This is a genomic window from Pseudonocardia yuanmonensis (assembly GCF_039542425.1).
GTDB classification, from domain to species: Bacteria; Actinomycetota; Actinomycetes; order Mycobacteriales; family Pseudonocardiaceae; genus Pseudonocardia; species Pseudonocardia yuanmonensis.
Genome location: NZ_BAABIC010000026.1, coordinates 41,817 through 67,161, shown reverse-complemented (window position 1 = coordinate 67,161; position 25,345 = coordinate 41,817). Strand labels below are relative to the sequence as shown.

Sequence of the window (25,345 nt, the reverse complement as noted above, 5' to 3'; positions counted from 1 at the left end):
ACGCGGCGGCTGGGGAGGCCGCCCACCCGCGAGCGCGGATAGGATCGTCGCGGCACACCTGCGTACTGCGGACAGTGCCCGGCCAGCATAGCCGGAGGTGGCGGGACACCCGCCCCGGACGAGCGCCTCGTCCCCGCCCCCGAACGGGTGGCGCCGCCGCCGACCGCTCACCGTCCGTGAGACACCGCCCGGCTCACGACGAGTGGCGGGCCGTGTACCCGATCGACATCCCCGAAGGGACCCGCGAGTGACCGACGGACCGCTCATCGTCCAGTCCGACAAGACGCTGCTGCTCGAGGTCGACCACCCGGCGGCGGACGAGGCGCGGATGGCGATCGCCCCCTTCGCGGAGCTGGAGCGCGCGCCCGAGCACGTGCACACCTACCGCGTCACGCCGCTCGCGCTGTGGAACGCGCGGGCCGCCGGGCACGACGCCGAGCAGGTCGTCGACGCCCTGGTCCGCTTCTCCCGCTACGCCGTCCCGCAGCCGCTGCTGGTGGACGTCGTCGACACCATGGGCCGGTACGGCCGGCTCCAGCTGTCCAACGACCCCGCGCACGGCCTGGTCATGACCGCGCTGGACCGCGCGGTGCTGGAGGAGGTGCTCCGGCAGAAGAAGATCGCCCCGATGCTGGGCGCCCGGATCGACGACGACACCGTCGTCGTCCACCCCTCGGAGCGCGGGCACCTCAAGCAGATGCTGCTCAAGGTGGGCTGGCCGGCCGAGGACCTGGCCGGCTACGTCGACGGCGAGGCGCACCCGATCGAGCTGGTCCAGGACGGCTGGACCCTGCGGGACTACCAGGCCCAGGCCGTCGACGGGTTCTGGGACGGCGGCTCCGGCGTGGTGGTCCTGCCCTGCGGCGCGGGGAAGACGCTGGTCGGCGCGGCGGCGATGGCCCGGGCCAAGGCCACCACGCTGATTCTGGTGACCAACACCGTCTCCGGCCGGCAGTGGAAGCGCGAGTTGGTGGCGCGCACCAGTCTCACCGAGGACGAGATCGGCGAGTACTCGGGCGAGAAGAAGGAGATCCGCCCGGTCACGATCGCGACCTACCAGGTGATCACGCGCAAGACCCGGGGCGAGTACAGGCACCTGGAGCTGTTCGACTCCCGGGACTGGGGCCTGGTCGTCTACGACGAGGTGCACCTGCTGCCCGCGCCCGTCTTCCGGATGACGGCGGACCTGCAGTCCCGCCGCCGGCTGGGGCTGACCGCGACGCTGGTCCGCGAGGACGGCCGGGAGGGCGACGTCTTCTCCCTGATCGGGCCCAAGCGCTACGACGCCCCGTGGCGGGACATCGAGCAGCAGGGCTGGATCGCCCCCGCCGAGTGCACCGAGGTCCGCGTCACGCTGACCGAGAGCGAGCGGCTCGGCTACGCGACCGCGGAGGCCGAGGAGCGGTACCGGATGGCGTCGACGGCGCGCACCAAGCTGCCCGTCGTCAAGGCCATCCTGGACCGGCACCCGGGGGAGCCGACGCTGGTCATCGGGGCCTACCTGGACCAGCTCGACGAGCTCGGCGAGGTGCTGGACTGCCCGGTGATCCAGGGCTCCACGAAGAACAAGGAGCGCGAGGCGCTGTTCGACGCCTTCCGTGCCGGCGAGCTGAAGCGCCTGGTCGTGAGCAAGGTCGCCAACTTCTCCGTCGACCTGCCGGAGGCGACCGTGGCCGTGCAGGTCTCGGGCACCTTCGGGTCCCGGCAGGAGGAGGCCCAGCGGCTCGGGCGGCTGCTGCGGCCCAAGGGCGACGGGCGGCAGGCCCACTTCTACTCGGTCGTGTCGCGGGACACCCTGGACACCGACTACGCCGCGCACCGTCAGCGGTTCCTGGCCGAGCAGGGGTACGCGTACCGCATCGTGGACGCGGACGACCTGCTCGGTCCGGCCCTACCGGAGGTGGGCTGACCGGAGCGTGACGGACCGCTCCCCGGACGGGCGTACCGGCTCACCCCGATGCGCCCGTGCGTCGAAAGGCCAGGTCGTGGACACTCGGTGGCGCAACCGTGACAGGGAGCCGAGGAATGTCCGTCGCCGGCTGGATCGTCGTCGGGGTGCTGGCCTGGGTGGCCGTCGCCCTGGTCGTCGCGGTGCTCGTCGGGCGGATGGTGCGGCTGCGGGACCGGCAGGTGCCCGAGGACCCCTTCCCCCGCCCGGCACCCCCGCCCGAGCAGGACCCGTCCTGGCCGCACACCGGCGGGCGCGCACCCCGGACCCCGGAGCCCCGCCGACCCCGGCGCTGATCCGGGTCGGTCTCCGGGAGGGATCCGGGGCCGACCCCGAGGTGCGGGCCGGGCGCCGGCGGCAGGCTCGTGGTCATGGAACAGCAGACCACTGTCACCCCCGACCAGCCGACCGTCGTCCCCGCGCCGCGGGAGCAGAAGCCCTTCCGGCTGCACCGCAGCCGCCGGGACAGGATGCTCGCGGGCGTCTGCGGCGGGCTCGCCGAGAGTCTGGGCGTCGACGCGGGCCTCATCCGGATCGCGCTCGTCGCGCTGACGATCCTCGGGTTCGGCTTCGGCATCGTCCTGTACCTCGCGGCCTGGATCCTCGCGCCCGAGGAGTGAGCCCGGACCGAGCCCGGGGTGGGCCCGGGGCGGAGGGCACACCTCTGCACTTGGGTGTGTCGCAGCTCACCGGGTGTGTGTCATCGTCCGCGCGTGCGCCAGAACCCCGCGACCGAGCGGGCCGCCGAGCGGCGGCACCTGCTCGACCTGCTGCTCGCCGAGCGCGAGGGCCTGCTGTCCGTCCTGGACCGGGTCCTCGCCCTGCGGGGCACCGCCCGGCTGATCCGCGAGGCGGCCGGCGCCGACGCCGGGTTCCTCGGCGAGCGGGTGCCGGGCGGCGGGACCGTGATCCGCTGGACGGACGGCACGCGCACGGACGCCCTGCAGGACCTCGCGGTCGACGTCGGGCGCGGCGTGGGCGGCCGCGCGCTCCTGCTCGGGGAACCGGTCGCGGTGCAGGACTACGTGTCCGCCCCGACCATCACCCACGACTACGACGAGCGGGTCCGCCGGGAGGCCCTCGGCGCCCTGGTCGCGGTCCCGGTCCTGGACCGCGACTGCCCGCTGGCCGTCGCCTACGCCGGGCTGCACGGGCCGGGGACCTTCGGCGACGCCGCGGTCGACGCCGTGCGCCGGGCCGCCGAGAAGGCCGTCCCGACCCTGCGGCTGGCCGACGCCGCCGCGGCCAACGTGGACGGCGCCGTCGCCGCCGAGCGCCGCCGCATGCAGGCCTCGCTGCACGACTCGGTCGGCGCGATGCTCTTCTCGATCGGCGCGCAGGTCCGCGACCTGCGCGCCGACCTGCCGGACAACCCGGCGCTCGCCGGGCGGCTCACCCGGATCGAGGCAGACGTCTCCGAGGCCTCCCGCGCCCTGCGGGAGGCCCTGCTCGCGCTGGCGGAGAGCTCGCCCGAGCGCGCGCTGCCCGTCGAGCTGGCCGAGCACTGCCGCAGCTACCAGACCCGCACCGGGGTGACCTGCCGCTTCGTCCAGCTCGGCCCGGTCGCACCGCTCGACGCCGAGCGCACCGCGATCCTCGTCGCCGTCGCCCGGGAGGGCCTGCTCAACGCCGAGAAGCACGCCGGCGCCAGCACCGTGATCGTCAGCCTCGCGCCGGACGACGCCGGCGGCGTCCAGCTCGCGGTGGCCGACGACGGCGGCCCGGCCGAGCCCGCCGGCGGCACGGCCGGCACGGGGCTGGGCGTGCGGATGCTCTCGGCCCGCGCCGAGCGGCTCGGCGGGCGGGTCGGGCTGATCCACGACGAGGACGGCGGGACCACCCTGCGCGTCGCCCTGCCGGCCGCCCCGGTGCCCGGCCCGTGAGCGCCGCGCGAGTGATGGTCGTCGACGACCATCCCGTGGTGCGCGACGGCGTCGCGCTGCTGCTGCGCGGCGAGCCGTCGCTCTCGGTGGTCGGGTCCGCCGAGTCCGGGCGCACCGCGCTCGACCGGGCCCGCGAGCTGCGCCCCGACCTGGTGCTGCTCGACCTCCGGCTGCCGGACATGCTGGCGCCCGAGGTCGTCGTCGGGCTGCGGGAGGTGTGCCCGGGGGCCCGGGTCGTCGTCTTCACCGCGCACGGGGACCACCACGGGATCCGTGCCGCGCTCGACGCCGGCGCCCACGGCTGCCTGGTCAAGGACGCGGCGGCGACCGATCTCGTCGCCGCCCTGCGCGCGGTGCTCCGCGGGGAGCGCGTGGTGGACCCGCGCATGGTCCCGGCCGCCGACGCCGCGGCCTCGGCGCTCGAGCGCACCGGCCTGACCCGACGCGAGTACGAGGTGCTCCGGCTGGCCGCCCAGGGCCGGACCAACCCGGAGATCGCCGAGGCCACGGGCCTGACCCGCAACACCGTGAAGACCTACCTGCAGTCCGCGCTGCACAAGCTCGGGGCCCGCAACCGGGTCGAGGCGATCGGCAAGGCCAGCGAGGCGGGTCTGCTCTAGCCGTTCTGCACGTTCCGTGATCGTGACACCCCGTTCGTCCGAACCTCTCCACCTGGGGGTGTGGCGGGGCGTGTGACCGGCACCACGATGTGCGCCGACCGGCCGCGGCGGCCGGGGGAGGCGGTGCGACGGGTGCTGAGCGTGCGCGGGCTCTCGGTCCGCTACGGGCGGTCGGTACATGCCCTCGAGGAGGTCGACCTCGAGGTCGGCGCGGACAGCGTGCTGGCGGTCCTGGGCGGCAACGGCGCCGGGAAGTCGACCCTGCTCCGCGCCGTCTCGGCCACGCTGCGGCTGCACGGCGGCGCCGTCACGGCCGGCGAGATCCGGTTCCGCGACGAGCGCCTCGACAAGCTGGACCCGGCAGCGGTGGTGCGGCACGGCGTGGTCGCGGTGCCGGAGGGCCGCCAGGTGTTCGCCCGGATGACGGTCGAGGAGAACCTGCGGGCCGGCGGCCTCGGCGCCCGGTCGGCCGCGGTCCGGTCGTCGGCGCGCGAGCGGGTGGCCGAGCTCTTCCCCGTGCTGGCGGAGCGGGCGTCGCAACGGGCGGGCCTGCTCTCCGGCGGCGAGCAGCAGATGCTGGCCATCGGCCGCGCCCTGATGTCCGGCCCCGAGCTCCTGCTGCTCGACGAGCCCTCGCTCGGCCTCGCACCGCAGATGGTCGGCCGGATCGCGGGGATCGTCGGCGAGATCCACGCCCAGGGCACCGCGGTCGTCCTGGTGGAGCAGAACGCCACCATGGCGCTCGAGGTCGCCGACCACGCCGCCGTCCTCGAGGTCGGCCGGATCGCGCTGACCGGGACCGCCGCCGAGCTCGCCGCCAGCGACGACGTCCAGCGTCTCTACCTCGGCGGGCACGCCGAGTCGACGAAGACCGCCGAGGCCGAGCAGGCCGAGGCGCTGGCCCACCGCCCGCGCCGTTCCCTGACGAGGTGGGCCGGATGAGCGCCGCCCCCGAGGCCGTGTCCGAGCCGGGCCTCCCCGAGGTCCGCGACGACGTCCGGACCCTCGCCGTCGACGACGTCACGCTGCGGTTCGGCGGCATCACCGCCCTGTCCGAGGTGACCTTCACCGTCCGCCCCGGCACCGTGCACGCCCTGATCGGGCCGAACGGCGCGGGCAAGTCCAGCTGCTTCAACGTGATCAGTGGGCTGTACCGGCCGACGTCCGGCCGGGTCCGGCTGGGGGACACCGAGCTCACCGGCACCCCGCCGCACCGGCTGGCGGCCCTCGGCGTCGGCCGCTCCTTCCAGAACATCGCGCTCTCGCCCGGCAGCACGGTCCGGGACAACGTGCTGCTCGGCCGGCACGCCCTCACCCGCGGCGGGTTCGTCAGCGGCGGGCTGCGGCTGCCGCGGACCGTTCGCTCCGAGCGCCGGCACGTCGCCCGGGTCGAGGAGATCTGTGCCTTCCTCGGCGTCGCGGACCGGCTGGACGTCCCGGTCGGGGCCCTGCCCTACGGCGTCGCCAAGCGGGTCGACATCGCCCGGGCACTGGCCGTCGAGCCGACCCTGCTGCTGCTCGACGAGCCGGCGGCCGGGCTGAACGCCACCGAGACCGCCGAGATGGGCGTGACGATCCGCGACCTGCGGGACGCCCTGGGGATCTCGGTGCTGCTCGTCGAGCACGACATGGGGCTGGTCATGGGCATCGCGGACCGGGTGAGCGTCCTCGACTTCGGGCGGCTGATCGCCGACGGGCCGCCCGCCGAGGTGCAGGCCGATCCCGAGGTGGTCCGCGCGTACCTGGGGACGGGCGGGGAGGAGCCGGAGTGAACACGTTCCTGCAGCTCGTGCTCAACGGGCTGGGCAAGGGCGCGGTCTACGCCCTGCTCGCGCTGGGCTTCGTCGTGATCTTCAAGGCGACCGAGGTGGTGAACTTCGCGCACGGCTCGCTCGTGCTGATCGGCGGCTACCTGGTCTACGCCACGAAGGACGCGCTCGGCTGGGCGGGCGCGGCGGCGCTCGGGATCGTCGCCGCGGCGCTGGCCGCCCTGCTGATCGAACGGCTGCTGATCGCCCACGCGCGCAACGCCGACGTCAACAGCCTCGCCCTGCTCACCATCGGCGTCGACGTGATCATCACCGAGGAGATCGTGCGCCGGCTGCGCGCGGACATCCCCTTCATCGGCGACCCGTACGACGCCCAGCCGCTCCAGTTCGCCGGGCTGACGGTCTTCCGGACCCAGCTCGTGGCGCTCGTCGTCGGGATCGTGCTGATCACGGCGTTCTTCCTGGCCTTCCGCTTTTCCAACTGGGGTGTCGCGATGCGGGCCCAGGCCGAGAACCGCGAGGCCGCGGCGCTCATGGGGATCCGCAGCTCGCGGGTCACGGCCACGGCCTGGCTGCTCGCCGGCGCGCTGGCGGGCGTCGCCGTGCTGTTCATGGCGACCCAGGACTTCTCCGGAGCCGGGCTCGGCCGGGGCACGCACGCGATCGCGCTGATCGCCTTCCCCGCGGCGATCCTCGGCGGGCTCGACTCGACCGCCGGCGCGGTCGTCGGCGGGTTGATCGTGGGGCTGACCGAGGCGCTGTCGGCCCAGTACGTCTCCTTCGAGTTCTCCAAGAGCGCGGTGTTCCTGGTGATGCTGCTGATCCTCGTCGCCAAACCGAGCGGTCTGTTCGGGACGAGGGAGCTGAGTCGTGTCTGAGCGGAGCGTGCGGAGCGAACGACGACTCGAGCGAAGCGTGCGGAGCGAACATCATGTCTGAGGTGACGGTGACGCCGCCGGAGACGGCGGAGGCGCCGCCCGCGCCGGCGCCGCGCCGGCCCCGGAACTGGGCGAAGATCGCCGGGGTCGCGCTGCTGCTCCTGGTGCTCGTGCTGTTCCCGGTGATCACGGGGACCGAGGTGGCCTACCTCAAGGCCGGGCAGTACGTCCTGATCGGCGTGGTCGGCGCGATCGGGCTGACCATGCTCGTGGGCCAGGCCGGCCAGCTCTCCCTCGCGACCCCCTTCTTCCTGCTGGTCGGCGCGGTGAGCTACGCCGTGCTGGCGGGCGACTCGGGGGACACCGGGGACCTCGTCGGGCTCGGCTGGCCGCCCCTGCTCGCGGTGATCGGCGCCGTCGTGATCTGCGGGCTGGTCGGCCTCGCGTTCGCGCCGGTGTCCGGCCGGCTGCGCGGGATCTACCTCGGTGTGGCCTCCCTGTCCCTGGTCTTCCTGGGGCTGTACCTGGGCCAGTCGCTGGACATGCTCAGCGGCGGCACCTCGACCGGCCGGCCGCCGCCCACCTTCGACCTGTTCGGCTTCCGGTTCGCCAACACCGAGCCGGCGCCGACGATCCTCGGCGTCGCGGTGCAGAAGCAGCAGCGGCTCTGGTACCTGTTCCTCGTCCTGGCCGTGGGCGCCTACCTGCTGGCCCGCGGCGCGGTGCGCAGCCGCATCGGCCGGGCCTGGCGCGCCGTGCGGGACAACGAGGCCGCGGCCACCGCGATGGGCGTGCACGTCAGCCGCGTCAAGGCCGGGGCGTTCACGATCTCGTCGGCCTACGCGGGCCTCGCGGGTGTGATGACGGCGCTCTGGCTCGACCTGGTCAAGCCGGACGAGAACGAGTTCGTCGGCACCTACTCCATCACCGTCGCGATCGGCTACCTCGCCATGGTGATCATCGGCGGTCTCGGGTCGATCCCGGGCGCCGTCGCCGGCGCGGTGCTGGTCAACGGCCTGCCGCAGCTGCTCACCCTCGGCGCCACCGAGTTCGGCTGGTTCGCCGACGCCCAGTTCGGCGGCCCGTCCCCGGTCCTGATCAGCGCGTTCGTCTACGGCGTGGCCGTCGTGCTGGTCGTGATGTTCGAACCCGGCGGGCTCGCGGCGATCGGCCGCCGGCTCGCCCACGTCAGGGCAGCCCGCCCCACCCGAGGAGGAGATCGACGATGATCGACAGGCGGAGGCGGCTGGCCGCGCTCGCCGGCGGACTCGCAGCCGGCCTGGTGCTGGCCGCGTGCGGCAGCACCGCGGACAACGCGTCGTCGGGCGGCGGGGCCGGCGGGGTCAAGACCGACAAGGGCGTCACCGACACGACCATCACCCTCGGCGTGATGACCGACCGCACCGGCGTGTTCAAAAACCTCGGCGAGGCCCTGACCGGCGGCAACGAGCTGTGGGTCAAGGACGTCAACGCCGCGGGCGGCATCTGCGGGCGCCAGCTGGCGCTCGAGATCGTCGACCACGGGTACAAGGCGGACACCGCGAAGACGCTCTACCCGCAGCTCGAGCCCAAGGTCCTCGGCATCACCCAGCTCGTCGGGTCGCCGGTGCTCGCGGCGCTCAAGCAGAACCTGATCGACGACAACGTGCTCACCGCGCCGGCCTCGTGGTCGTCGGAGATCCTCAACAACCCGAACGTCATGATGATCGGCACCACCTACGACCTGGAGATCATCGACGGCCTCGCCTACCTGCAGCAGCAGGGCATGATCGCGGACGGCGACACCATCGGCCACATCTACATCGACGGCGAGTACGGCGGCAACGGCCTGCGCGGCTCGAAGTACTACGCCTCCAAGCACGGCATGACCGTGCAGGAGGCCAAGATCACCTCCACGGACAACGACCTGGCCAACATCGTCACCGGGCTCAAGGGCGCCGGGGTGAAGGCGATCGTGCTGACGACGACGCCGGGCCAGACCGCGTCCGCGATGGCGAACAACGCCGCGCTCGGCCTGAACGTCCCGGTGCTCGGCAACAACCCGACCTTCGACCCGGCGCTGCTGCAGAGCCCAGCCGCGGCGTCGCTGGACAAGCTGTACGTGGCGGCGTCGAGCGCGCCGTTCTCGTCGCCGACGCCCAAGGCGGTCGAGGTCGCCAACGACTACAAGGCGACCTACCCGGACAAGCCGAAAAACGCCGGCGCGCAGGCCGGGTACGTGGAGAGCCTGGTGTGGCAGGCGGTGCTGGAGAAGGCCTGCCAGAACGGCGACCTCACCCGCGCGGGCGTGCAGACCGCGTTGAAGTCGCTGACCTCGGTCACGACGGAGAACCTCGTCGCGCCGCTGGACTACAGCATCCCGGGCGCCCCGCCCACCCGCGGCGTCTACATCGCCAAGGTGGACCAGAACGCCGAGGGCGGGCTGACGGAGGTCGCCCCGCTGTTCACCGCCCCCGACGCCCAGGGCTACAAGGCCCCGCACCAGCAGTCCTGACGGCGGGCTCTGGGCTTCCGCGAGTCGGTTCTGGGCTTCCGCGAGTCGGGCTCTCGGCTCCCGCGAGTCGGGCTCTGGGCTTCCGCGAGTCGCGCTCTGGGCTCCCGCGAGTCGCGAGTTCCGGTAGCGCGAGTCGGCAGTTCCGGGACACCGAGTCGGCGATCCCGGGAGATCGGACAGGGCCGGGGCGGCTCCCCATGAGCGCCCCGGCCCTCGCACGTCAGCGGCGGCGGCCCGACCAGTGGGGGTCGGCGGTGAGCAGCGGCCATGGCGCCGGAACCGTCGGAACCGGCGTCGGCTGGTGCGTGGTGACCGCCTCCTTCGGCGATCTCCGACACGCGATCCGTGTGCTCCGGTCGCTGGCCCCCGACGCGAAGGCCCTCGACCCGCCGGAGCCGGCGACCGCTCTCCGCGAGCGCGCCGACGCCGTCGCCGCCGCCCACTCCCTGTGATCCATCCGACGGTCACGGGAGTGCGAGGCCGCGAACGCTCCTGTGACTCTCGGGTCGATCATGAAGCCGGTGAGCGATCCGAGCGCTACTCGAGCGTCGCAAGCCGAACCACACCTGCCGCTCGGAAGGATCATGAACGGCGTCGAGCCGGGTTCCGTCCAAGGAGCGTGCTGAATCGACCGTTCCGGGGCTCCGCGGCGGTGGCCGCCGGGTGGGTCACGCCCGGGCAGCTGCGCGGACCCCGCTTCCACCGCCTCTTCTCCGATGTCTACGTCCCCGCTGCACCCGGGCTGGACCCGTCGCACCTGGCGGTGCGGGCGAGGGGCGCCTACCTGTTGGTCGAGGGACGCGGGGTAGTGGGCGGTTGGGCCGCGGCCGAGCTGCTGGGCGCGTCCTGCGGGCCGGCGGACGCGCTGGTCGACGTCGTGGTGCCGGGTGGCTCGCAGCGCGCACAACCGGGGCTGCGGGTTCGTCGGGGGCAGCTCTTCCCGGACGAGGTCACGCTGGTGGACGGCGTGCGGGTCACCTCGGCGAGGCGTACCGCGTTCGACCTCGCCCGGCGCTGCACGCTGTGGGACGCGATCGTGGCCGTCGACGCGCTGGCCAGGGTGGGGGAGTTCGAGCCGGCCGAGTTGCTGGTGATGCGGACGCGGCACCTCGGCGCGCGGGGAAGCGCGCGGCTGCCGGAGATCGTGCGTCGCGCCGACCGACTCTCCGGTTCGCCGATGGAGACCCGGATCCGACTCGCGATCGCCGACGCGGGCCTGCCGCGCCCGGTTCTCCAGCATCCCGTCGGCCCGTACGAACTCGACCTCTCCTACCCGCGCCTGCTGCTCGCATTCGAGTACAACGGCGGCGACCACCTCGAGCCCGAGCGAGCCCTGCGTGATCTCGCGCGGGAGGCACACCTCGCCCGAGCGGGCTGGCGGGTCGTGCGGTTCTCGGCGCTCGAGGTCCACCGCCGTCCCGACCTCGTCGCGGCACGGGTCCAGCGTGAACTGCTGGCCGCCTGCGAGGCCCGCGGGCTCGACCCGGCCCGGCTGGCCGACCACCTGTGATCGCCACGACCGACACAGGTGAGCTGTCGGGGCAGCGGTCCTGTCGCGCTCGGAACGATCATGCTGCGCGAGCGTCACGGGGAAGCTGTCGGAGCAGCGATTCTGTCCCGCTTGGAGTGATCATGCTGTCGCGAGTGGGATCGGGGGCGAGTGGCACCGGGAGGGGTGTCGATCCAGCGTTCCTGGCGCAGTCGAGCGATCATGCTGAGTGAGCGTCACGGGAGGCTGTCCGCGAACGGCAATCCTGCCGCCCAGACCGATCATGCTGTCCGAGCGGCACGGAAGGGTCGCCAGGACAGCGGTCCTGTCGCGCTCGGAACGATCATGCTGCCGCGAGCATAACGGAGGAGCTGGCGGGGCAGCGGCCCTGTCCCGCTCGCAGCGATCATGCTGCCGCGAGCGTCACGGGAGAGGTGGTGGCGCAGCGGTCCGGTACCGCTCGGAACGATCATGCTTCGTGAGCGTCACGGTGCTGCTGTCGCGGCAGCCGCCGGGTGACGCGCGGACGGATCACGTGGTGACCACCGGCCGTGTGTGGTGCTGGCACGACTGTCTCCCGGCCCGGCCGTTCCTAGCGTGATCGGCATGACGACGACGCCGCACGACGCCCCGGGACGGACCGGGCGCCGCTCCACCGGACCCGGCTCGCTGACCGCGGGCCTGGGGCATCCCGGCGCCCTCGTTCCGGCACGCCGACCGGCACCCGTCTCGGCGCCCGTCCCGGCGCCCGTCTCGACGTCCCGTCCGGCGCCCGTCCCGGCGTCCCGTCCGGCGACCATCCCGGCGCCCCTCTCGGCGCCCATTGCGGCTTCCGTTCGGGCATCCGCTCCGGTACTCCGTCCGGCGGCCATCCCGGCACCCGTTGCGGCTTCCGTTCGGGCATCCGCTCCGACACCTCTTCCGGCGGCCGTCCCGCCGGCGCGTCTCCCCGACAGCCCGTTCGCCGAGCAGCCCTACCTGCGCTTCCCCACCTCGTCCCGCCCACCCGAGCAGCCGGACGCGGGGCGCGGGCCGGCGCCCACGGGGGTGCTCGCGACCAGGGTCGTCGGGCTCTGCCTGACGACCCTGTGCGCGCTCGTGCCCGCGTGGTTCGGGCTGATGGCGGTCGCGTTCGGGCTGGGCCTGGCGCACTGGGGCGGGGTGGCGTTCGGCGCGGTCCTCGGTGTGGTCGCAATCGCCTGGCCGGTCGGCTTCTGGTTCGCGACGACGAGGGCACGTCGGGTCTGGCCCGTACTCGTCGCCCTGGTCCCGACCGCCCTGATGATCGGCGGGGGCGTCTGGTTCTGGATCACCGGCTGAGCAGGCCCGGGTCGTCCCGAGAACGCCGCAGGGGCGGCGGGCCGAAGCCCACCGCCCCCGCGGGACGAACTCGCCGAACGGACGCGGAACCGATGCTTCGCTCCGCAAGCTCCGCTCAGAAGTCCATGCCGCCCATGCCGCCGGTCGGGTCGCCGGCCGGAGCGGCGTTCTTCTCCGGCTTGTCGGCGATGACCGCCTCGGTGGTGAGGAACAGGGCCGCGATCGAGGCCGCGTTCTGCAGCGCCGAGCGGGTGACCTTGGCCGGGTCGATGATGCCGGCCTTGACCAGGTCCTTGTACTCACCGGTGGCCGCGTCGAGGCCCTCGCCCGCGGGGAGGTTGCGCACCTTCTCCGCGACGACGCCGCCCTCGAGGCCGGCGTTGACGGCGATCTGCTTGAGCGGCGCCTCCAGGGCGACCTTCACGATGTTCGCGCCGGTCGCCTCGTCGCCGTCCAGGCCGAGGCCCTCGAACAGGCCCGCACCGGCCTGGATCAGGGCGACGCCGCCGCCGGCGACGATGCCCTCCTCGACGGCCGCCTTCGCGTTGCGGACGGCGTCCTCGATGCGGTGCTTGCGCTCCTTGAGCTCGACCTCGGTGGCCGCGCCCGCCTTGATGACCGCGACACCGCCGGCCAGCTTGGCCAGGCGCTCCTGCAGCTTCTCGCGGTCGTAGTCCGAGTCGGTGCGCTCGATCTCGGCGCGGATCTGGTTGACGCGACCGGCGATCTGGTCGGCGTCCCCCGCACCGTCGACGATGGTGGTCTCGTCCTTGGTGACGACGACCTTGCGCGCCCTGCCGAGCAGCGACAGGTCGGCGTTCTCCAGCTTGAGGCCGACCTTCTCCGAGATGACCTCGCCGCCGGTCAGGATCGCCATGTCGGCGAGCATGGCCTCGCGGCGGTCACCGAAGCCCGGGGCCTTGATGGCGACGGACTTGAAGGTGCCACGGATCTTGTTGACGACGAGCGTGGCCAGGGCCTCGCCCTCGACGTCCTCGGCGATGATCGCCAGCGGCTTGCCCGACTGCATGACCTTCTCCAGCAGCGGGAGCAGGTCCTTGACGGTCGAGATCTTGGAGGAGACGAGGAGGACGTACGGGTCCTCGAGCTCGACCTCCATGCGCTCCGCGTCGGTCACGAAGTACGGGGAGATGTAGCCCTTGTCGAAGCGCATGCCCTCGGTGAGCTCGAGCTCGAGCCCGAAGGTCTGCGACTCCTCGACGGTGATGACGCCTTCCTTGCCGACCTTGTCCATCGCCTCGGCGATGAGCTCGCCGATCTGCTTGTCGGCGGCGGAGATCGACGCGGTGGCGGCGATCTGCTCCTTGGTCTCGACCTCCTTGGCCGACTTCAGGAGCGCCTGCGAGACGGCCTCGACGGCCTTCTCGATGCCGCGCTTGAGACCCATCGGGTTCGCGCCGGCGGCGACGTTGCGCAGGCCCTCGCGGACCAGCGCCTGCGCCAGCACGGTGGCGGTGGTGGTGCCGTCCCCCGCGATGTCGTCGGTCTTCTTCGCGACCTCCTTGACGAGCTCGGCGCCGATCTTCTCCCAGGCGTCCTCGAGCTCGATCTCCTTGGCGATCGACACACCATCGTTGGTGATGGTGGGCGCGCCCCACTTCTTCTCCAGGACGACGTTGCGGCCGCGCGGGCCGAGCGTCACCTTGACGGCGTCGGCGAGGGTGTTCATGCCGCGCTCGAGCCCGCGGCGCGCCTCCTCGTCGAACGCGATCTGCTTCGCCATGGGGGTGGTCCTCCGTTGGGATGACTCGTCGGTTCGAACACGGCGCCCGCGACGGACGGCCGGCAACCCTGCGCCGGCCTCACCGGCCCGACCTGGCACTCCCGACAGGCGAGTGCCAGCGCCGTTTTTAGCACTCGGGGTGGGCGAGTGCAACCGAGCCCGGGGCGACCCCGCCCCCGTGGCGGTCCTGCGGCAGGATGGCCGGTGTGACCGCCGCGAAACCGCCCCGCACCGTCGAGGAGCACAGGGCCGTCGTCGCGGCCCTCCTGCCGCCGACCGGCGTGGTCGTGGTGCCGCTCGCCGAGGCGCGCGGGCGGGTGCTGGCGGAGCCGGTGACCGCGGCGATCTCCCTGCCGCCCTTCGACAACTCGGCGATGGACGGGTACGCCGTGCGGGCCGCGGACGTCGCCGGGGCGAGCGAGGCGGCGCCCGTCACCCTGCCCGTCGCCACCGACATCCCCGCCGGCCGTACGGACGTGCCGCCGCTCGAGCCCGGCACCGCCGCCCGGATCATGACCGGCGCCCTCGTGCCGGCGGGTGCCGACACGATCGTGCAGGTCGAACTGACGGACGGCGGGACCGGGCGCGTCGCGATCTCCGCCGCGCCCCCGCCCGGGACCCATGTGCGGACCGTCGGCGAGGACGTCCACGAGGGCACGGTGGTGCTCGACGCCGGCACGGTCCTCGGCGCCGCACAGATCGGCGTGGCCGCCGCCGTCGGCCGGGACTCGCTGCCGGTACGCCGCCGGCCGCACGTCCTCGTGCTCTCCACCGGCTCCGAGCTCGTCGCGCCGGGCGAGCCGCTGGAGCGGGGCCAGATCTACGAGTCCAACGGCTCCATGCTCGCCGCCGCCGTCCGGGACGCGGGCGCCACCGCCGAGCAGCTCCGCTTCGTGCCGGACGACGTCGAGCAGTTCCGGAAGGTCCTCGCCGAGCGGATCGTCGCGGGCGTCGACCTGGTGCTGACCTCCGGCGGGGTCAGCGCCGGCGCCTACGAGGTGGTCAAGGACGCGCTGACCGGGCACGGGGTCGAGTTCGTGAAGGTCGGCATGCAGCCCGGCGGGCCGCAGGGCGCGGGCGTGGTGGAGCTCGGCGAGGTGAGCTGCCCGGTGGTGACGCTGCCGGGCAACCCGGTGAGCTCCCAGGTCTCCTTCGAGGTGTTCGTCCGGCCCGCGCTGCGCCGGGCGATGGGCCACCCGTACCCCGACCGCCCGGCCGTCACGGCCCGGTCGCGGGACGCCCTCCGCTCGCCCGCCGGGCGCACGCAGTTCCGTCGCGGCACGCTCGACGCGCGAGACGGCACGGTCGGCGAGGTCGGCTCGCCCGCCTCGCACATGCTCGCGGCCCTGGCCAGGGCGGACTGCCTGTTCGTGGTGCCGGCGGAGGTCACGGTGGTCGAACCGGGTGACGAGGTCGAGGTCTGGCTGCTCGACAACGGCCTGTGAGGGGTCTTTAGGGGGTACCGCGCCCCCCTGTCACCCGGAAAGTGGTACGCGTCACATGCAGGGGGTGCAACGCTTCGCCCGTTCCGGACGTCTTACCAGGTGAGCGTTCGGCCGATCGGTGCAGATCATCCAGTTCCTCGGGGATTGATCTGGACGATCGGTCGGGTGCTGGGGATACTTTGAGCGGGGGGCGGGTAACCACCTTCCGACGCACAGGACCTACCGCCCGTCGCTGGGGAGCGGACGAGCGGTTCCAAGGCCGGGGTCGCCGTCTCGGGGGATGGCGGCCCCGGCCCTTTGCTGTCCCCGGTTCTCCCCCTTTCGTCCGTGCCTCGCGGCCGTCCCGCGCGCAGGGGCCCCACCGGCTCGTCCCGGGATCGCAGTAGCGTGGCGGCCGCGCCCTCCCTCCCGCACCGGCCGGGAGACCGGGAGAAACGGCGCAGCCGACGAGGAGCCGCTGGCGACCATGGCCGCCACCACCCCCGCGACCCCGCCCCCGGGCGCCCCCGGGGGCCGTCCCGAGCCGAGCCCCCCGACCGCCCCGCGTGCCACCGGCGGGGAGAACCCGCTGCTGCACGCCGCGAAGCTGGTGCGCGAGGCCGTGCCGCCGCTGCACCCCGGCGGACGCCCGATCATCGCCGCGGTCGTGGCCGCGGCCGGCGCGGTCCGGCTGCTGACCGGCCGGGGCACGGGCGCCGGGCTGCTGGCCACCGCGGCCACCGCGGCCTTCTTCCGTGAGCCGCGCCGGGTCCCGCCGCCGCGCCCGGGAGCCGTCCTCGCCCCGGCGGACGGCACCGTCGCGCTGATCTCGGAGGTCGTCCCGCCGGCCGAGCTGGACCTGCCGCGCGAGCCGGTCACCCGGATCAGCGTGTTCCTCTCGGTGCTCGACGTGCACGTCCAGCGCATCCCGATGCACGGCCGGATCCGGTCGGTCGAGTACCGCCCGGGCGCCTTCCTCTCCGCGGACCTGGACAAGGCCAGCGAGGACAACGAGCGCAACGCCCTGGTCCTCGAGACGCAGACCGGGCACCTCGTCGGGGTCGTGCAGATCGCCGGCCTGCTGGCCCGGCGGATCCGCTGCGACGTCCGGGCGGGGGACGAGGTGGCCGCCGGCGAGACCTACGGCCTGATCCGGTTCGGCTCGCGCGTCGACACCTACCTACCGCCGGGCGTCGCGCCCGAGGTGTCGGTGGGGCAGCGCACCATCGGCGGCGAGACGGTGCTCGCGGACCTCGCGGTGACGAAGGACGGGCCGTGAACCCCTACCAGGCGGGTGTGCGGCTGCTGCCCAACGCCGTCACCGTCCTCGCCCTCTGCGCCGGGCTCTCCGCGGTCAACTTCGCGCTGCACGGGCGCTTCGAGCTGTGCATCGCCGCGGCGGGGGTGGCCGCCCTGTGCGACGCCCTCGACGGTGGTCTCGCCCGCCTCCTCGACGCCAGCAGCCGGATCGGGCAGGAGCTGGACTCGCTGGCGGACCTGGTGTCCTTCGGCGTCGCCCCGGCCCTGGTCGTCTACATCTGGGCACTGCAGGGCACCCGGCTCGGCTGGGTGGTCGCGCTGATCTTCGCCGTGTGCATGGCGCTGCGGCTGGCCCGCTTCAACACCCTGATCGACGACGAGGACCAGCCCCCGTTCGCCAAGGAGTTCTTCGTCGGCGTCCCGGCCCCGGCGGCCGCGCTCACCGCCGGGATCCCGCTCTACCTCTTCCTGCACTTCGGGCCCGGGTGGTGGTCGTCGCCGGTGACCGTCGGGGTGTGGGCGCTGTGCACCGCGGCGTTGATGGTCAGCCGCATCCCCACGCTGTCGCTGAAGACGGCGCGGGTGCGGCCGCGGTACGTCGCGCCGCTGCTGGTGCTGGTCGGGGTGGCCGCGGCGATCCTGCTGACCGCGCCGTTCCTGGGGATGGCGCTGATCGCCGTCGGCTACCTGCTGCTCATCCCGTACACCGTCTACCGGTACAAGTGGCTGGAGCGGCACCCGGAGGCGTGGGGCGTGCCGGTGCGGGAGCGCCGGGCCGTCGCGCGCGCCGCCCGGTCCGCCCGCCGGCTGGGCCTGCGGCCGCCGCTGCGCCGCCGGGTCGCCGGCCGGACGATGGCCGTCGCCCGGGGGATGGGCGGGATGGTGCGGCGCCGCAGCGCGGAGGACCCGGTCGAGCCCTTCGACGCCGGTCCGGCGCGCCCGGTGCGGCCGATGCGACCGCTGGGCGGGAACCGCCGGCTTCCCAGCACCGAACGTCGGCGGGGGCTGCGCCGCCGCTGAGTCGACCGGGCTTCCGCGCCGCCGCTGAACGGCCGGTGCTGCGGCGGCCGGACCCGGCGGAGCGGTTCGGACGGATCGATACGGTTAACCGGTGCCCGTGATCACGCTGGTCGCCCGCCTCGCCACCTCCGCCGTCGACGCCCGGCGCGGGGTCGTGCGGCTCCACCCCGAGGTGCTCGACGCGCTGCACCTGCGCAGCTGGGAGGCCGTCACGCTCACCGGCGGTCGGGTCACCAGCGCCCTCGCCGTCGCCGGCGACCCGACGGCCGCTCCCGGCCAGGCCCTGCTCGACGACGTCACGCTGTCCAACGCGGGCCTCACGGACGGGGCGTCCGTGGTCGTCGGGCCGGTCGCGGTCGCCCCGGCGCGCCGGGTCGTGCTCGCGGGCTCGCGGCTGGTGCGCAGCGCGGTTCCGCCGGCGACGGCCCGGCTCGCGCTGCTCGGCAAGGTCCTCACCGCCGGCGACGCGGTCTCCCTGCTGCCGCAGGACATCGCCCCGCCGCCGGGGGCTGACGTCCCGCGGGCCCGCCGCGCCCTGGCCGCCGCCATCGGCGGGGCCTGGACCAGCGAGCTGGTCACGGTGTCGCAGGTCGACCCGCCCGGTCCGGTGTCCGTGCACCCGACCACCGTCGTCGGCTGGCTGGACGGGCCGACCACCGCGGACTCGCCGGCCGCCCCCGCCGCCGCACCGCGGACGTCGGCCCGGCCCGCCACGCAGACCCCGGCCCCGCCCGCACCGCCCGCTCCGGTGGAGCCGGCCGAGACCCCGCTCCCGCTCGACGCCCTGGTCGGCAACACCGCGGCCGCGCGCCGGCTGGTCGAGTGGCTGGAGCTGACCTTCTCCCGGCCGGAGCTGCTGGTCCGGCTCGGCGGCACACCCCGGCTGGGGGTGCTCGTGACCGGACCCGAGGGCGTCGGCAAGACGACGCTCGTGCGCAGCGTCGCCGCCGCCGTCGGGGCGGGGTGCGTGGAGCTGCCCGGGCCCGCGATCGCCGCGCTGGAGCCCGCCTCGGCGGCCGCGCGGGTGCAGGAGTGCCTGACCCGGGCCCGCGGCGAGGCAGGCGCCGGACGACCGGTGGTCCTGCTGGTCACGGACGTCGACGCGCTGCTCCCCGCCGCCTCGCCCCCGCCGCTCGCCACGCTGGTCCTCGACGGGCTGCGGGAGGCGATCGGGACCGCGAACCTGGCCCTCGTCGCGACGACGGCGGCGCCCGAGGCCGTCGACCCGCGGCTGCGCGCGCCGGACCTGGCCGACCGCGAGCTCGGGCTCGCCCTGCCGGACGCCGCGGTCCGGGCGGACCTGCTGCGCCGGCTGCTCGCCGACGTCCCGCTGGCGGACGACGTCGACCTCGCCGACGTCGCCTCGCGGACCCCCGGGTTCGTCGTGGCCGACCTCGCGGCGGTCCGGCGGGAGGCGGCGGTCACCGCCGCGCTGCGGCACGGCCCCGGGGAGCCCGCCGACGTCCCCGCCCCGGCCGTCGTCGACGACGCCGCGCCGGGGCCCACGGACCCGGCGGACGCGCCCGCGGGGACGGACGCCGCGCGCACCGACGGGGCGCGCATCGAGATGTCCGACCTGCTGGGCGCGGTGGGGTCGGTGCGTCCGATCTCCATGTCCTCCACCGGCACCCTGCAGACCGGTGGCCTCACGCTCGACCAGGTCGGCGACATGGCCGAGGTGAAGCAGGCGCTCACCGAGGCGGTGCTCTGGCCGCTGCGCTACCCGGACTCCTTCGCGCGGCTCGGCGTGGAGGCCCCGCGCGGTGTGCTGCTCTACGGTCCGCCCGGCGGCGGCAAGACCTTCCTGCTCCGCGCGCTGGCGGGGTCGGGCCAGCTCAACGTGTTCTCGGTCAAGGGCGCCGAGCTGCTGGACAAGTACGTCGGCGAGTCCGAGCGCGCGGTCCGCGAGCTGTTCCGCAAGGCCTCCGACGCGGCGCCCGCGCTGGTGTTCCTCGACGAGGTCGACGCGCTCGCCCCGCGCCGCGGCGGCTCGACCGACTCCGGGGTGGCCGACCGGGTCGTGGCCGCCCTGCTCACCGAGCTCGACGGGGCCACGCCGCTGCGCGAGGTCGTGGTGGTCGGCGCGACCAACCGGCCCGAGCTGGTCGATCCCGCGCTGCTGCGCCCGGGACGGCTGGAGCGGCTGGTGTTCGTGCCGCCGCCGGACGCCGAGGCCCGCGCGGACATCCTGCGCGCCGCGGGCCGCAACACCCCGCTGGCCGGGGACGTCGACCTCGACGCCCTCGCCGCCGACCTCGAGGGCTACTCGGCCGCCGACTGCGCCGCGGTGCTGCGCGAGGCCGCGCTGACCGCGATGCGGGAGTCGCTCGACGCCACCGAGGTCACGGCCGCGCACCTGGACAAGGCCCGCCGCGCCGTGCCGCCGAGCCTCGACCCGGTGCAGGTGGCCGAGCTGGAGGCCTACGCTGCCCGGCGCGCCTCGGATTGACCGCGTCCCCGGTGCGCCGGGGCCCGAACGGCGAACGGCGCGCCCCGGAGTGAGGGGCGCGCCGTGCGCTGGGGAGCGGATCGGTCTCAAGGGCTTTTCAGCCGGGCGTCACTTGGCCTTGTAGTCCTTGGTGACGATGACGATGAGGCCCGGGCTGGCGTCCTGGATGCCGTCGAAGCGCGGCTCCACGCGCAGCCCGTACTCCTGGGCCAGGCGGTCGGCCGAGGCCTGTTCGCCGGTGCCCTGGCGGTAGTAGACGGTGCTCGTCGGGATGACGCCGTAGGGGTAGCCGGTGGTGTCGGTGACCGTCCAGCCGCCGTTGCGGAAGTCCGACGCCGCCCGTGCGGCCAGGCCCTCGACGGTGCTGTTGTTGTAGACCCGCAGCGGCAACGTGGGGGCGAGGGCCGAGCCGCTCCCGTAGGTCCCGGCGCCCGCCGCGCCCGCCGCACCTGCTGCACCGCCGGCGCCCCCGCTGCCGTCGGCGCCTCCTACGCCACCGACGCCACCGACGCCCCCTGCGCCCCCTGCGCCCCCTGCGCCCACCGGCGGCGCGCCCGGCGCGCCCGCGGCGGTCGGCGCCAGCGCCGTCGGCGTGGCGGAGAAGGAGGGCAGCGGCACCTCGTCCGTGCCCGTGCCGGGCGGGGTCGCGGGCGCGACCGAGGCGGTGGGCGGGGCGGCGGTGGAGCCCGACCCGTCGTCCGACCCCCCACCACCCGTGCCCAGGGTGACCAGCCCGATCACGGCGGCGATCACGGCGACGCCGATCAGCGCGATGCCGCCGACCTTCAGCGGTGACGGTCCGGACGCGGGTGCGGTCACGTCAGTCCTCCGGTGCGGGGGCGGCGGTCGGGTGGGTCGTCACCACGGCTCCATGCCGAGGCGACGGGCGGCGCGGGTGCGCTGCCGGCTGGCGCGCAGCCGGCGGAGCCGCTTGACCAGGAGGGGATCGGCGGCGAGCGCCTCGGGGGTGTCGACCAGCGCGTTGAGCACCTGGTAGTAGCGGGTGGCCGACATGTCGAACAGCTCGCGGATGGCCTGCTCCTTGGCCCCCTGGTACTTCCACCACTGACCCTCGAAGGCGAGGATCTCGCGCTCGCGGCGGTCCAGCTCGCGGACCTGCGGGCCGGCGGGACGGCTCGTCCCACTGGGTTCCGTGGCGGACTCCATCACGCTCCTCGCGCAGTCGCTCCGACGTGGAATGACAGGGCTGTCATTCGCGGGCGCCATTGAACCACGATGGACCGACGGAAACGGGGCGGACGCGCCACTCGGCGGCGTGAATCGGCGGACCGCGCGGTGGGCGGTGGCCGGACACGGGGCGGCCCCGGCGCGGACATTACTGTTCCGGTGTGGCCGTCCGTCCCATCGTCATCTTCGGCGATCCCGTCCTGCACACCCCCACCCGCCCCGTCGAGACGTACGACGACGAGCTCCGGGCGCTGGTCGCGGACATGTTCGACACCATGGCGGCCGCGCACGGGGTGGGACTCGCGGCCAACCAGATCGGCGTCGGCCTGCGCGTGTTCGTCTACGACTGCCCCGACGAGGAGAGCCGCACGATGCGCCGCGGCGTCGTCGTGAACCCGGTGCTGACCACCTCGGAGAAGCCGGAGGGCATGCCCGACCCGGAGGAGGACGAGGAGGGCTGCCTCTCCGTCCCGGGCGAGCAGTACCCGACGGGCCGGGCCGAGTGGGCGAGGGTCACGGGCACGGACGAGTTCGGCGAGCCGGTCGAGGTCGAGGGCAAGGGCTTCTTCGCCCGGTGCCTGCAGCACGAGACCGACCATCTCGACGGCGTCGTCTACGTGGACCGCCTCGTCGGCCGCAACCAGCGCGCCGCGAAGAAGATGCTGCGCCGGCACGGCTGGGGCGACCCGGGCCGCACCTGGGACCCCGCCACCCAGCAGGCCGAGGAGGTCTGAGGGCGGGCCAGGCCCTCGAGCACGGCGGGTCGGCCGTCGAGCACGGCGTGCCGGACGTCGGGTCCGGTGAGTGGCGTCGCCTACCGGGCCTCGACGCCGTTCGCGGCCGAGCGACGCTCTGATGCGGCGCCGGGCCCGCGTACGGTCCGGCGCGGTCCCGGCTCACATCGCTCCGCGCGTCGCACACCTGTCGCGATCGCGTCGCACACCCGGCGGCACCGTCGCACACCTCGTCGACGGGCTGTGCCGCGCCGCGACGGGTGTGGGAGCACCGGCCGACTCAGGTCGATCTCGGCCGACCGCCCGGCGCAGCGGGGACGCGCCCCTCGCGCACCCTTCGCACAACCACTGGGGTGTCGCGCAGGGCGTCGACGGGGTGTGCCGTGTGCAGTTCCGATGTGCGGCGGTGCGTCACGGGGTGTGCGGGCGGGGACGCGGCCCCTCGCACACCCACCGGAACGTCGCGCAGGGCGACCCGCATGGCCGTCCGGCGATCCTCGTCGTGTGAGCCCGGGAACACCGGGCCCAGCCGTCCCGTTGAGCCTCCTGCAACGCTGTAATCAGGAGGCTCGTCATGGAGGAGCTCGACGCCTACTCCCGCACGGTCAGCACGGTCGCCGCGGAGCTCACGCCCCGCGTGGCGGCCGTCCGGTTCGGCCGCGGCTCCGGCTCGGCGGTCGTGGTGGCGCCCGGGGAGCTGCTGACGAACGCGCACGTCGTGGGCCGCTCGGACCGGGGCCGGGCGGACTTCGCCGACGGCGCGCAGGTCCCGGTCCGGGTGGCCGGGTCCGATCCGCTGTCCGATCTCGCGCTCCTGCGCGCCGACGAGCCGCTCCCGGACCCCGCCCGGCTCGGCGAGGCGGACGCGCTCGTCGTCGGGCAGCTCGTGGTCGCGGTCGGGAACCCGCTGGGGCTGGCCGGGTCGGTCACCGCCGGGGTCGTGAGCGCGCTCGGCCGGGCCCTGCCCACGCGGGACGGGGCCGCGGGCCGGGTGGTGGAGGACGTCATCCAGACCGACGCGGCGCTCAACCCGGGCAACTCCGGGGGCGCGCTCGCCGACGCCCGCGGTCGCGTGGTCGGGATCAACACCGCCGTCGCGGGGACGGGCCTGGGCCTGGCCGTGCCGATCAACGCGACGACCCGGCGGATCGTGGAGACGCTGCGCCGGGAGGGCCGGGTGCGCCGCGCCTACCTCGGGGTCGTGGGTGCCCCGGCGCCGGTGCCGACGGTGGTCGCCGACCGCTACGGCCGTCGCAACGGGCTGCGGCTCGCCGAGGTGGTGACCGGCAGCCCCGCCGACCGAGCCGGCCTGCGCCGTGGCGACCTGGTGCTGGACGTCGGCCGCACGCCGGTCGAGGACGCGCAGGGCATCCAGCGCCAGCTGTTCGGCGACGCGATCGGCCGCCCGCTGCCCGTCACCGTGCTGCGCAACGGGGCGATGGTCGACGTCGTCGCGGTGCCCACCGAGCTCTAGAGAAGTCGCGGTGCCCACCGAGCTCTAGAGAAGTCGCGGTGCCCACCGAGCTCTGCAGAAGTCGCGGTGCCCACCGAGCTCTGGAGAACACGTGAGCGGCGACCACCCCGGGGCGGTCGCCGCTCACGAGCAGGAGGGTTACTTCGGGTCGAGCACGAAGACCGGGATCTTCCGGTCGGTCTTCTCCTGGTACTCCGCGTAGGACGGGTAGGCCTCGACCGCGCGCTCCCACCACGCGGCGCGCTCCTCGCCGTCGACCTCGCGGGCCACGTAGGTCTTCGTCTCGGTGCCGTCCTGGAGCGGGAACTCCGGGTGCGCCTTGATGTTGTGGTACCAGACCGGGTGCTCCGGGGCGCCGCCCTTGGAGGCCACGACCGCGTAGCTGCCCTCGTGCTCCACGCGCATCACGGGCGTGTAGCGCAGCTTCCCGGACTTCGCACCGCGCAGCGTCAGCAGCACGACCGGGCTGCCGAGGATGTCGACGCCCTCGGTCGTGCCGGTCTCCAGGATCTTCTTCGTCTGGTCCTGAACCCAGCCCTCGGGGCTGAGCTCCACCTTCTCGTCGGCCATGCCCGACAGAACCCGATCTCCGCGCCCGGCATTCCGTGCACCGGGGTGAATCACGTCGGGCTACCGTCCTCCCATGCCCGAACCGTCCCTCGGCACGACCCCGCCCCGCGTCATGACGATCGCGGGGACAGACTCCGGCGGCGGCGCCGGGATCGCCGCGGACCTGCGGACCTTCGCGGCCTGCGGGGTGCACGGCTGCCTCGCCGTCTGCGCGGTCACCGTGCAGAACTCGGTGGGGGTCACGGGCGTGCACACCATCCCGCCGGAGACCGTCGCCGCGCAGATCGCCGCCGTGGCGTCGGACATCGGGCTCGACGCGGCCAAGACCGGCATGCTGGCCGGGGCCGAGATCATCGAGGCGGTCGCCCGGGCGTGCGACGAGAACGGCATCGGCGCCGACGGGCGCACGCCCCTGATCATCGACCCGGTCGCCGCCTCGATGCACGGCGACCAGCTGCTCGCGGACTCCGCGCTCGACGCCTTCCGCGGCCTGCTCTTCCCGCGCGCCACGCTGGTGACCCCGAACCTCGACGAGGTGCGCCTGCTCGTCGGGATCGACGTGCACGACCGCGAGGGCCAGTACACGGCGGCCAAGGAGCTGCACGCCCTCGGCCCGCGCGCCGTGCTGGTGAAGGGCGGGCACCTCGCCGAGGACACCGACGGCTGCCTCGACCTGTTCTTCGACGGCGAGACCTTCACCGAGCTGCCGGGCCCGCGCTTCGCCACCGGGCACACCCACGGCGGCGGCGACTCGCTGGCGTCGGCGATCACCGCCGGTCTGGCCCGCGGCCTGGCGCTGCCCGAGGCGGTGCGGTTCGGCAAGCGCTACATCGTGGAGGCGGTGCGCCACGCCTATCCACTCGGCCAGGGCCACGGCCCCGTCTCGTCGCTGTGGGCGGTGCGCCCGTGGTGGGACGCTGCGCCATCTGTGTGAACGACCGTTCAACCGCGCAAGGGCACCCCGGATGCGAGCCGCAGGTGCGGTGTGCTCCACCCCGACCCTTCCGCTGCAGCGGATCCGATTTCCGATGCAGCCGTCTTAGGGTGGGCTAACCTGCAGGTCAGGGACCTGTGGCATGTC

At 74.4% G+C, this 25,345-nt stretch carries 24 protein-coding genes; 20 read left to right on the top strand and 4 right to left on the bottom strand.

The features are described from left to right. The first annotated feature begins 247 nt into the window (after positions 1-247). The 13 genes from ABD990_RS28810 to ABD990_RS28750 all read left to right on the top strand — a co-directional run bounded on the left by ABD990_RS28810 (position 248) and on the right by ABD990_RS28750 (position 12,401). Positions 248-1,909: a DNA repair helicase XPB gene (locus tag ABD990_RS28810; RefSeq protein WP_345383916.1), complete on the top strand. Its 1,662-nt coding sequence runs from the start codon at positions 248-250 to the stop codon at positions 1,907-1,909. A 116-nt stretch (positions 1,910-2,025) separates the two neighbouring features. Next, a complete protein-coding gene (locus tag ABD990_RS28805) occupies positions 2,026-2,244 on the top strand; it encodes a hypothetical protein (RefSeq protein ID WP_345383915.1) in 219 nt (72 codons plus the stop codon). 75 nt (positions 2,245-2,319) lie between these two features. Next, a complete protein-coding gene (locus ABD990_RS28800; protein WP_345383914.1) occupies positions 2,320-2,568 on the top strand; it encodes a PspC domain-containing protein in 249 nt (82 codons plus the stop codon). 93 nt (positions 2,569-2,661) lie between these two features. Next, positions 2,662-3,831, top strand: a complete 1,170-nt coding sequence (locus ABD990_RS28795) for a GAF domain-containing sensor histidine kinase (RefSeq protein ID WP_345383913.1) — start codon at positions 2,662-2,664, stop codon at positions 3,829-3,831. Positions 3,832-3,845: 14 nt separating this feature from the next. Next, entirely contained in the window at positions 3,846-4,451 is a 606-nt protein-coding gene (locus tag ABD990_RS28790) for a response regulator (RefSeq protein WP_345383951.1), read from the top strand. Positions 4,452-4,583: 132 nt separating this feature from the next. Further along, on the top strand, positions 4,584-5,393 hold the full coding sequence (locus ABD990_RS28785) for an ABC transporter ATP-binding protein (RefSeq protein WP_345383950.1): 810 nt from the start codon (positions 4,584-4,586) through the stop codon (positions 5,391-5,393). Continuing rightward, positions 5,390-6,223 carry an ABC transporter ATP-binding protein gene (locus tag ABD990_RS28780; RefSeq protein ID WP_345383912.1) on the top strand — a complete coding sequence of 278 codons (834 nt, stop codon included), beginning with the start codon at positions 5,390-5,392 and terminating at the stop codon, positions 6,221-6,223. Before ABD990_RS28785 ends, ABD990_RS28780 begins: the two co-directional genes overlap by 4 nt. Beyond that, entirely contained in the window at positions 6,220-7,098 is an 879-nt protein-coding gene (locus ABD990_RS28775; RefSeq protein ID WP_345383911.1) for a branched-chain amino acid ABC transporter permease, read from the top strand. The genes ABD990_RS28780 and ABD990_RS28775 overlap by 4 nt, the downstream gene beginning before the upstream one ends. Positions 7,099-7,151: 53 nt before the next feature. Beyond that, positions 7,152-8,327 (top strand): branched-chain amino acid ABC transporter permease, encoded by a 1,176-nt coding sequence (locus ABD990_RS28770; RefSeq protein ID WP_345383910.1) that lies wholly within the window; start codon positions 7,152-7,154, stop codon positions 8,325-8,327. Continuing rightward, entirely contained in the window at positions 8,324-9,592 is a 1,269-nt protein-coding gene (locus tag ABD990_RS28765) for an ABC transporter substrate-binding protein (RefSeq protein ID WP_345383909.1), read from the top strand. The genes ABD990_RS28770 and ABD990_RS28765 overlap by 4 nt, the downstream gene beginning before the upstream one ends. A 197-nt stretch (positions 9,593-9,789) precedes the next feature. Next, on the top strand, positions 9,790-10,044 hold the full coding sequence (locus ABD990_RS28760) for a WCX domain-containing protein (protein WP_345383908.1): 255 nt from the start codon (positions 9,790-9,792) through the stop codon (positions 10,042-10,044). Positions 10,045-10,211: 167 nt separating this feature from the next. Next, a complete protein-coding gene (locus ABD990_RS28755) occupies positions 10,212-11,102 on the top strand; it encodes a DUF559 domain-containing protein (protein WP_345383907.1) in 891 nt (296 codons plus the stop codon). 1,026 nt (positions 11,103-12,128) lie between these two features. Then, positions 12,129-12,401 carry a hypothetical protein gene (locus ABD990_RS28750; protein ID WP_345383906.1) on the top strand — a complete coding sequence of 91 codons (273 nt, stop codon included), beginning with the start codon at positions 12,129-12,131 and terminating at the stop codon, positions 12,399-12,401. Between the two features lie 115 nt (positions 12,402-12,516). Here the strand turns inward: ABD990_RS28750 and groL are convergent, their stop codons facing one another. Continuing rightward, positions 12,517-14,145 (bottom strand): chaperonin GroEL, encoded by a 1,629-nt coding sequence (groL, locus tag ABD990_RS28745; protein ID WP_345383905.1) that lies wholly within the window; start codon positions 14,143-14,145, stop codon positions 12,517-12,519. Between the two features lie 197 nt (positions 14,146-14,342). On the opposite strand from groL, the gene moeA reads away from it, so the two are divergent. The 4 genes from moeA to ABD990_RS28725 all read left to right on the top strand — a co-directional run bounded on the left by moeA (position 14,343) and on the right by ABD990_RS28725 (position 20,298). Beyond that, complete coding sequence (moeA, locus tag ABD990_RS28740) at positions 14,343-15,590, top strand: molybdopterin molybdotransferase MoeA (RefSeq protein ID WP_345383904.1); 1,248 nt, start codon at positions 14,343-14,345, stop codon at positions 15,588-15,590. Between the two features lie 466 nt (positions 15,591-16,056). Then, on the top strand, positions 16,057-16,848 hold the full coding sequence (locus tag ABD990_RS28735) for a phosphatidylserine decarboxylase (protein WP_345383903.1): 792 nt from the start codon (positions 16,057-16,059) through the stop codon (positions 16,846-16,848). Beyond that, entirely contained in the window at positions 16,845-17,849 is a 1,005-nt protein-coding gene (locus ABD990_RS28730) for a CDP-alcohol phosphatidyltransferase family protein (protein WP_345383901.1), read from the top strand. Before ABD990_RS28735 ends, ABD990_RS28730 begins: the two co-directional genes overlap by 4 nt. A gap of 97 nt (positions 17,850-17,946) precedes the next feature. Further along, positions 17,947-20,298 carry an AAA family ATPase gene (locus tag ABD990_RS28725; protein ID WP_425569683.1) on the top strand — a complete coding sequence of 784 codons (2,352 nt, stop codon included), beginning with the start codon at positions 17,947-17,949 and terminating at the stop codon, positions 20,296-20,298. A 108-nt stretch (positions 20,299-20,406) separates the two neighbouring features. On the opposite strand, the gene ABD990_RS28720 is transcribed toward ABD990_RS28725, so the two are convergent. Together ABD990_RS28720 and napA are read right to left on the bottom strand one after the other, a co-directional pair. Then, the gene (locus ABD990_RS28720; protein WP_345383899.1) at positions 20,407-21,117 is read right to left on the bottom strand and encodes a LytR C-terminal domain-containing protein; all 711 of its coding nucleotides are present in this window, start codon (positions 21,115-21,117) and stop codon (positions 20,407-20,409) included. A gap of 39 nt (positions 21,118-21,156) precedes the next feature. After that, the gene (gene napA, locus ABD990_RS28715; RefSeq protein ID WP_345383898.1) at positions 21,157-21,465 is read right to left on the bottom strand and encodes a nucleoid-associated protein NapA; all 309 of its coding nucleotides are present in this window, start codon (positions 21,463-21,465) and stop codon (positions 21,157-21,159) included. A 182-nt stretch (positions 21,466-21,647) separates the two neighbouring features. Between napA and ABD990_RS28710 the strand changes: the two genes are divergently transcribed. Beyond that, positions 21,648-22,220: a peptide deformylase gene (locus ABD990_RS28710; RefSeq protein WP_345383897.1), complete on the top strand. Its 573-nt coding sequence runs from the start codon at positions 21,648-21,650 to the stop codon at positions 22,218-22,220. A gap of 574 nt (positions 22,221-22,794) precedes the next feature. Beyond that, a complete protein-coding gene (locus tag ABD990_RS28705; protein ID WP_345383896.1) occupies positions 22,795-23,694 on the top strand; it encodes a S1C family serine protease in 900 nt (299 codons plus the stop codon). 138 nt (positions 23,695-23,832) lie between these two features. On the opposite strand, the gene ABD990_RS28700 is transcribed toward ABD990_RS28705, so the two are convergent. Then, positions 23,833-24,264 carry a nitroreductase family deazaflavin-dependent oxidoreductase gene (locus ABD990_RS28700; protein ID WP_345383895.1) on the bottom strand — a complete coding sequence of 144 codons (432 nt, stop codon included), beginning with the start codon at positions 24,262-24,264 and terminating at the stop codon, positions 23,833-23,835. A gap of 73 nt (positions 24,265-24,337) precedes the next feature. Here ABD990_RS28700 and thiD point away from each other — a divergent pair, with 73 nt between their 5' ends. Next, the gene (gene thiD / locus ABD990_RS28695; RefSeq protein ID WP_345383894.1) at positions 24,338-25,198 is read left to right on the top strand and encodes a bifunctional hydroxymethylpyrimidine kinase/phosphomethylpyrimidine kinase; all 861 of its coding nucleotides are present in this window, start codon (positions 24,338-24,340) and stop codon (positions 25,196-25,198) included. Positions 25,199-25,345: the final 147 nt, after the last annotated feature.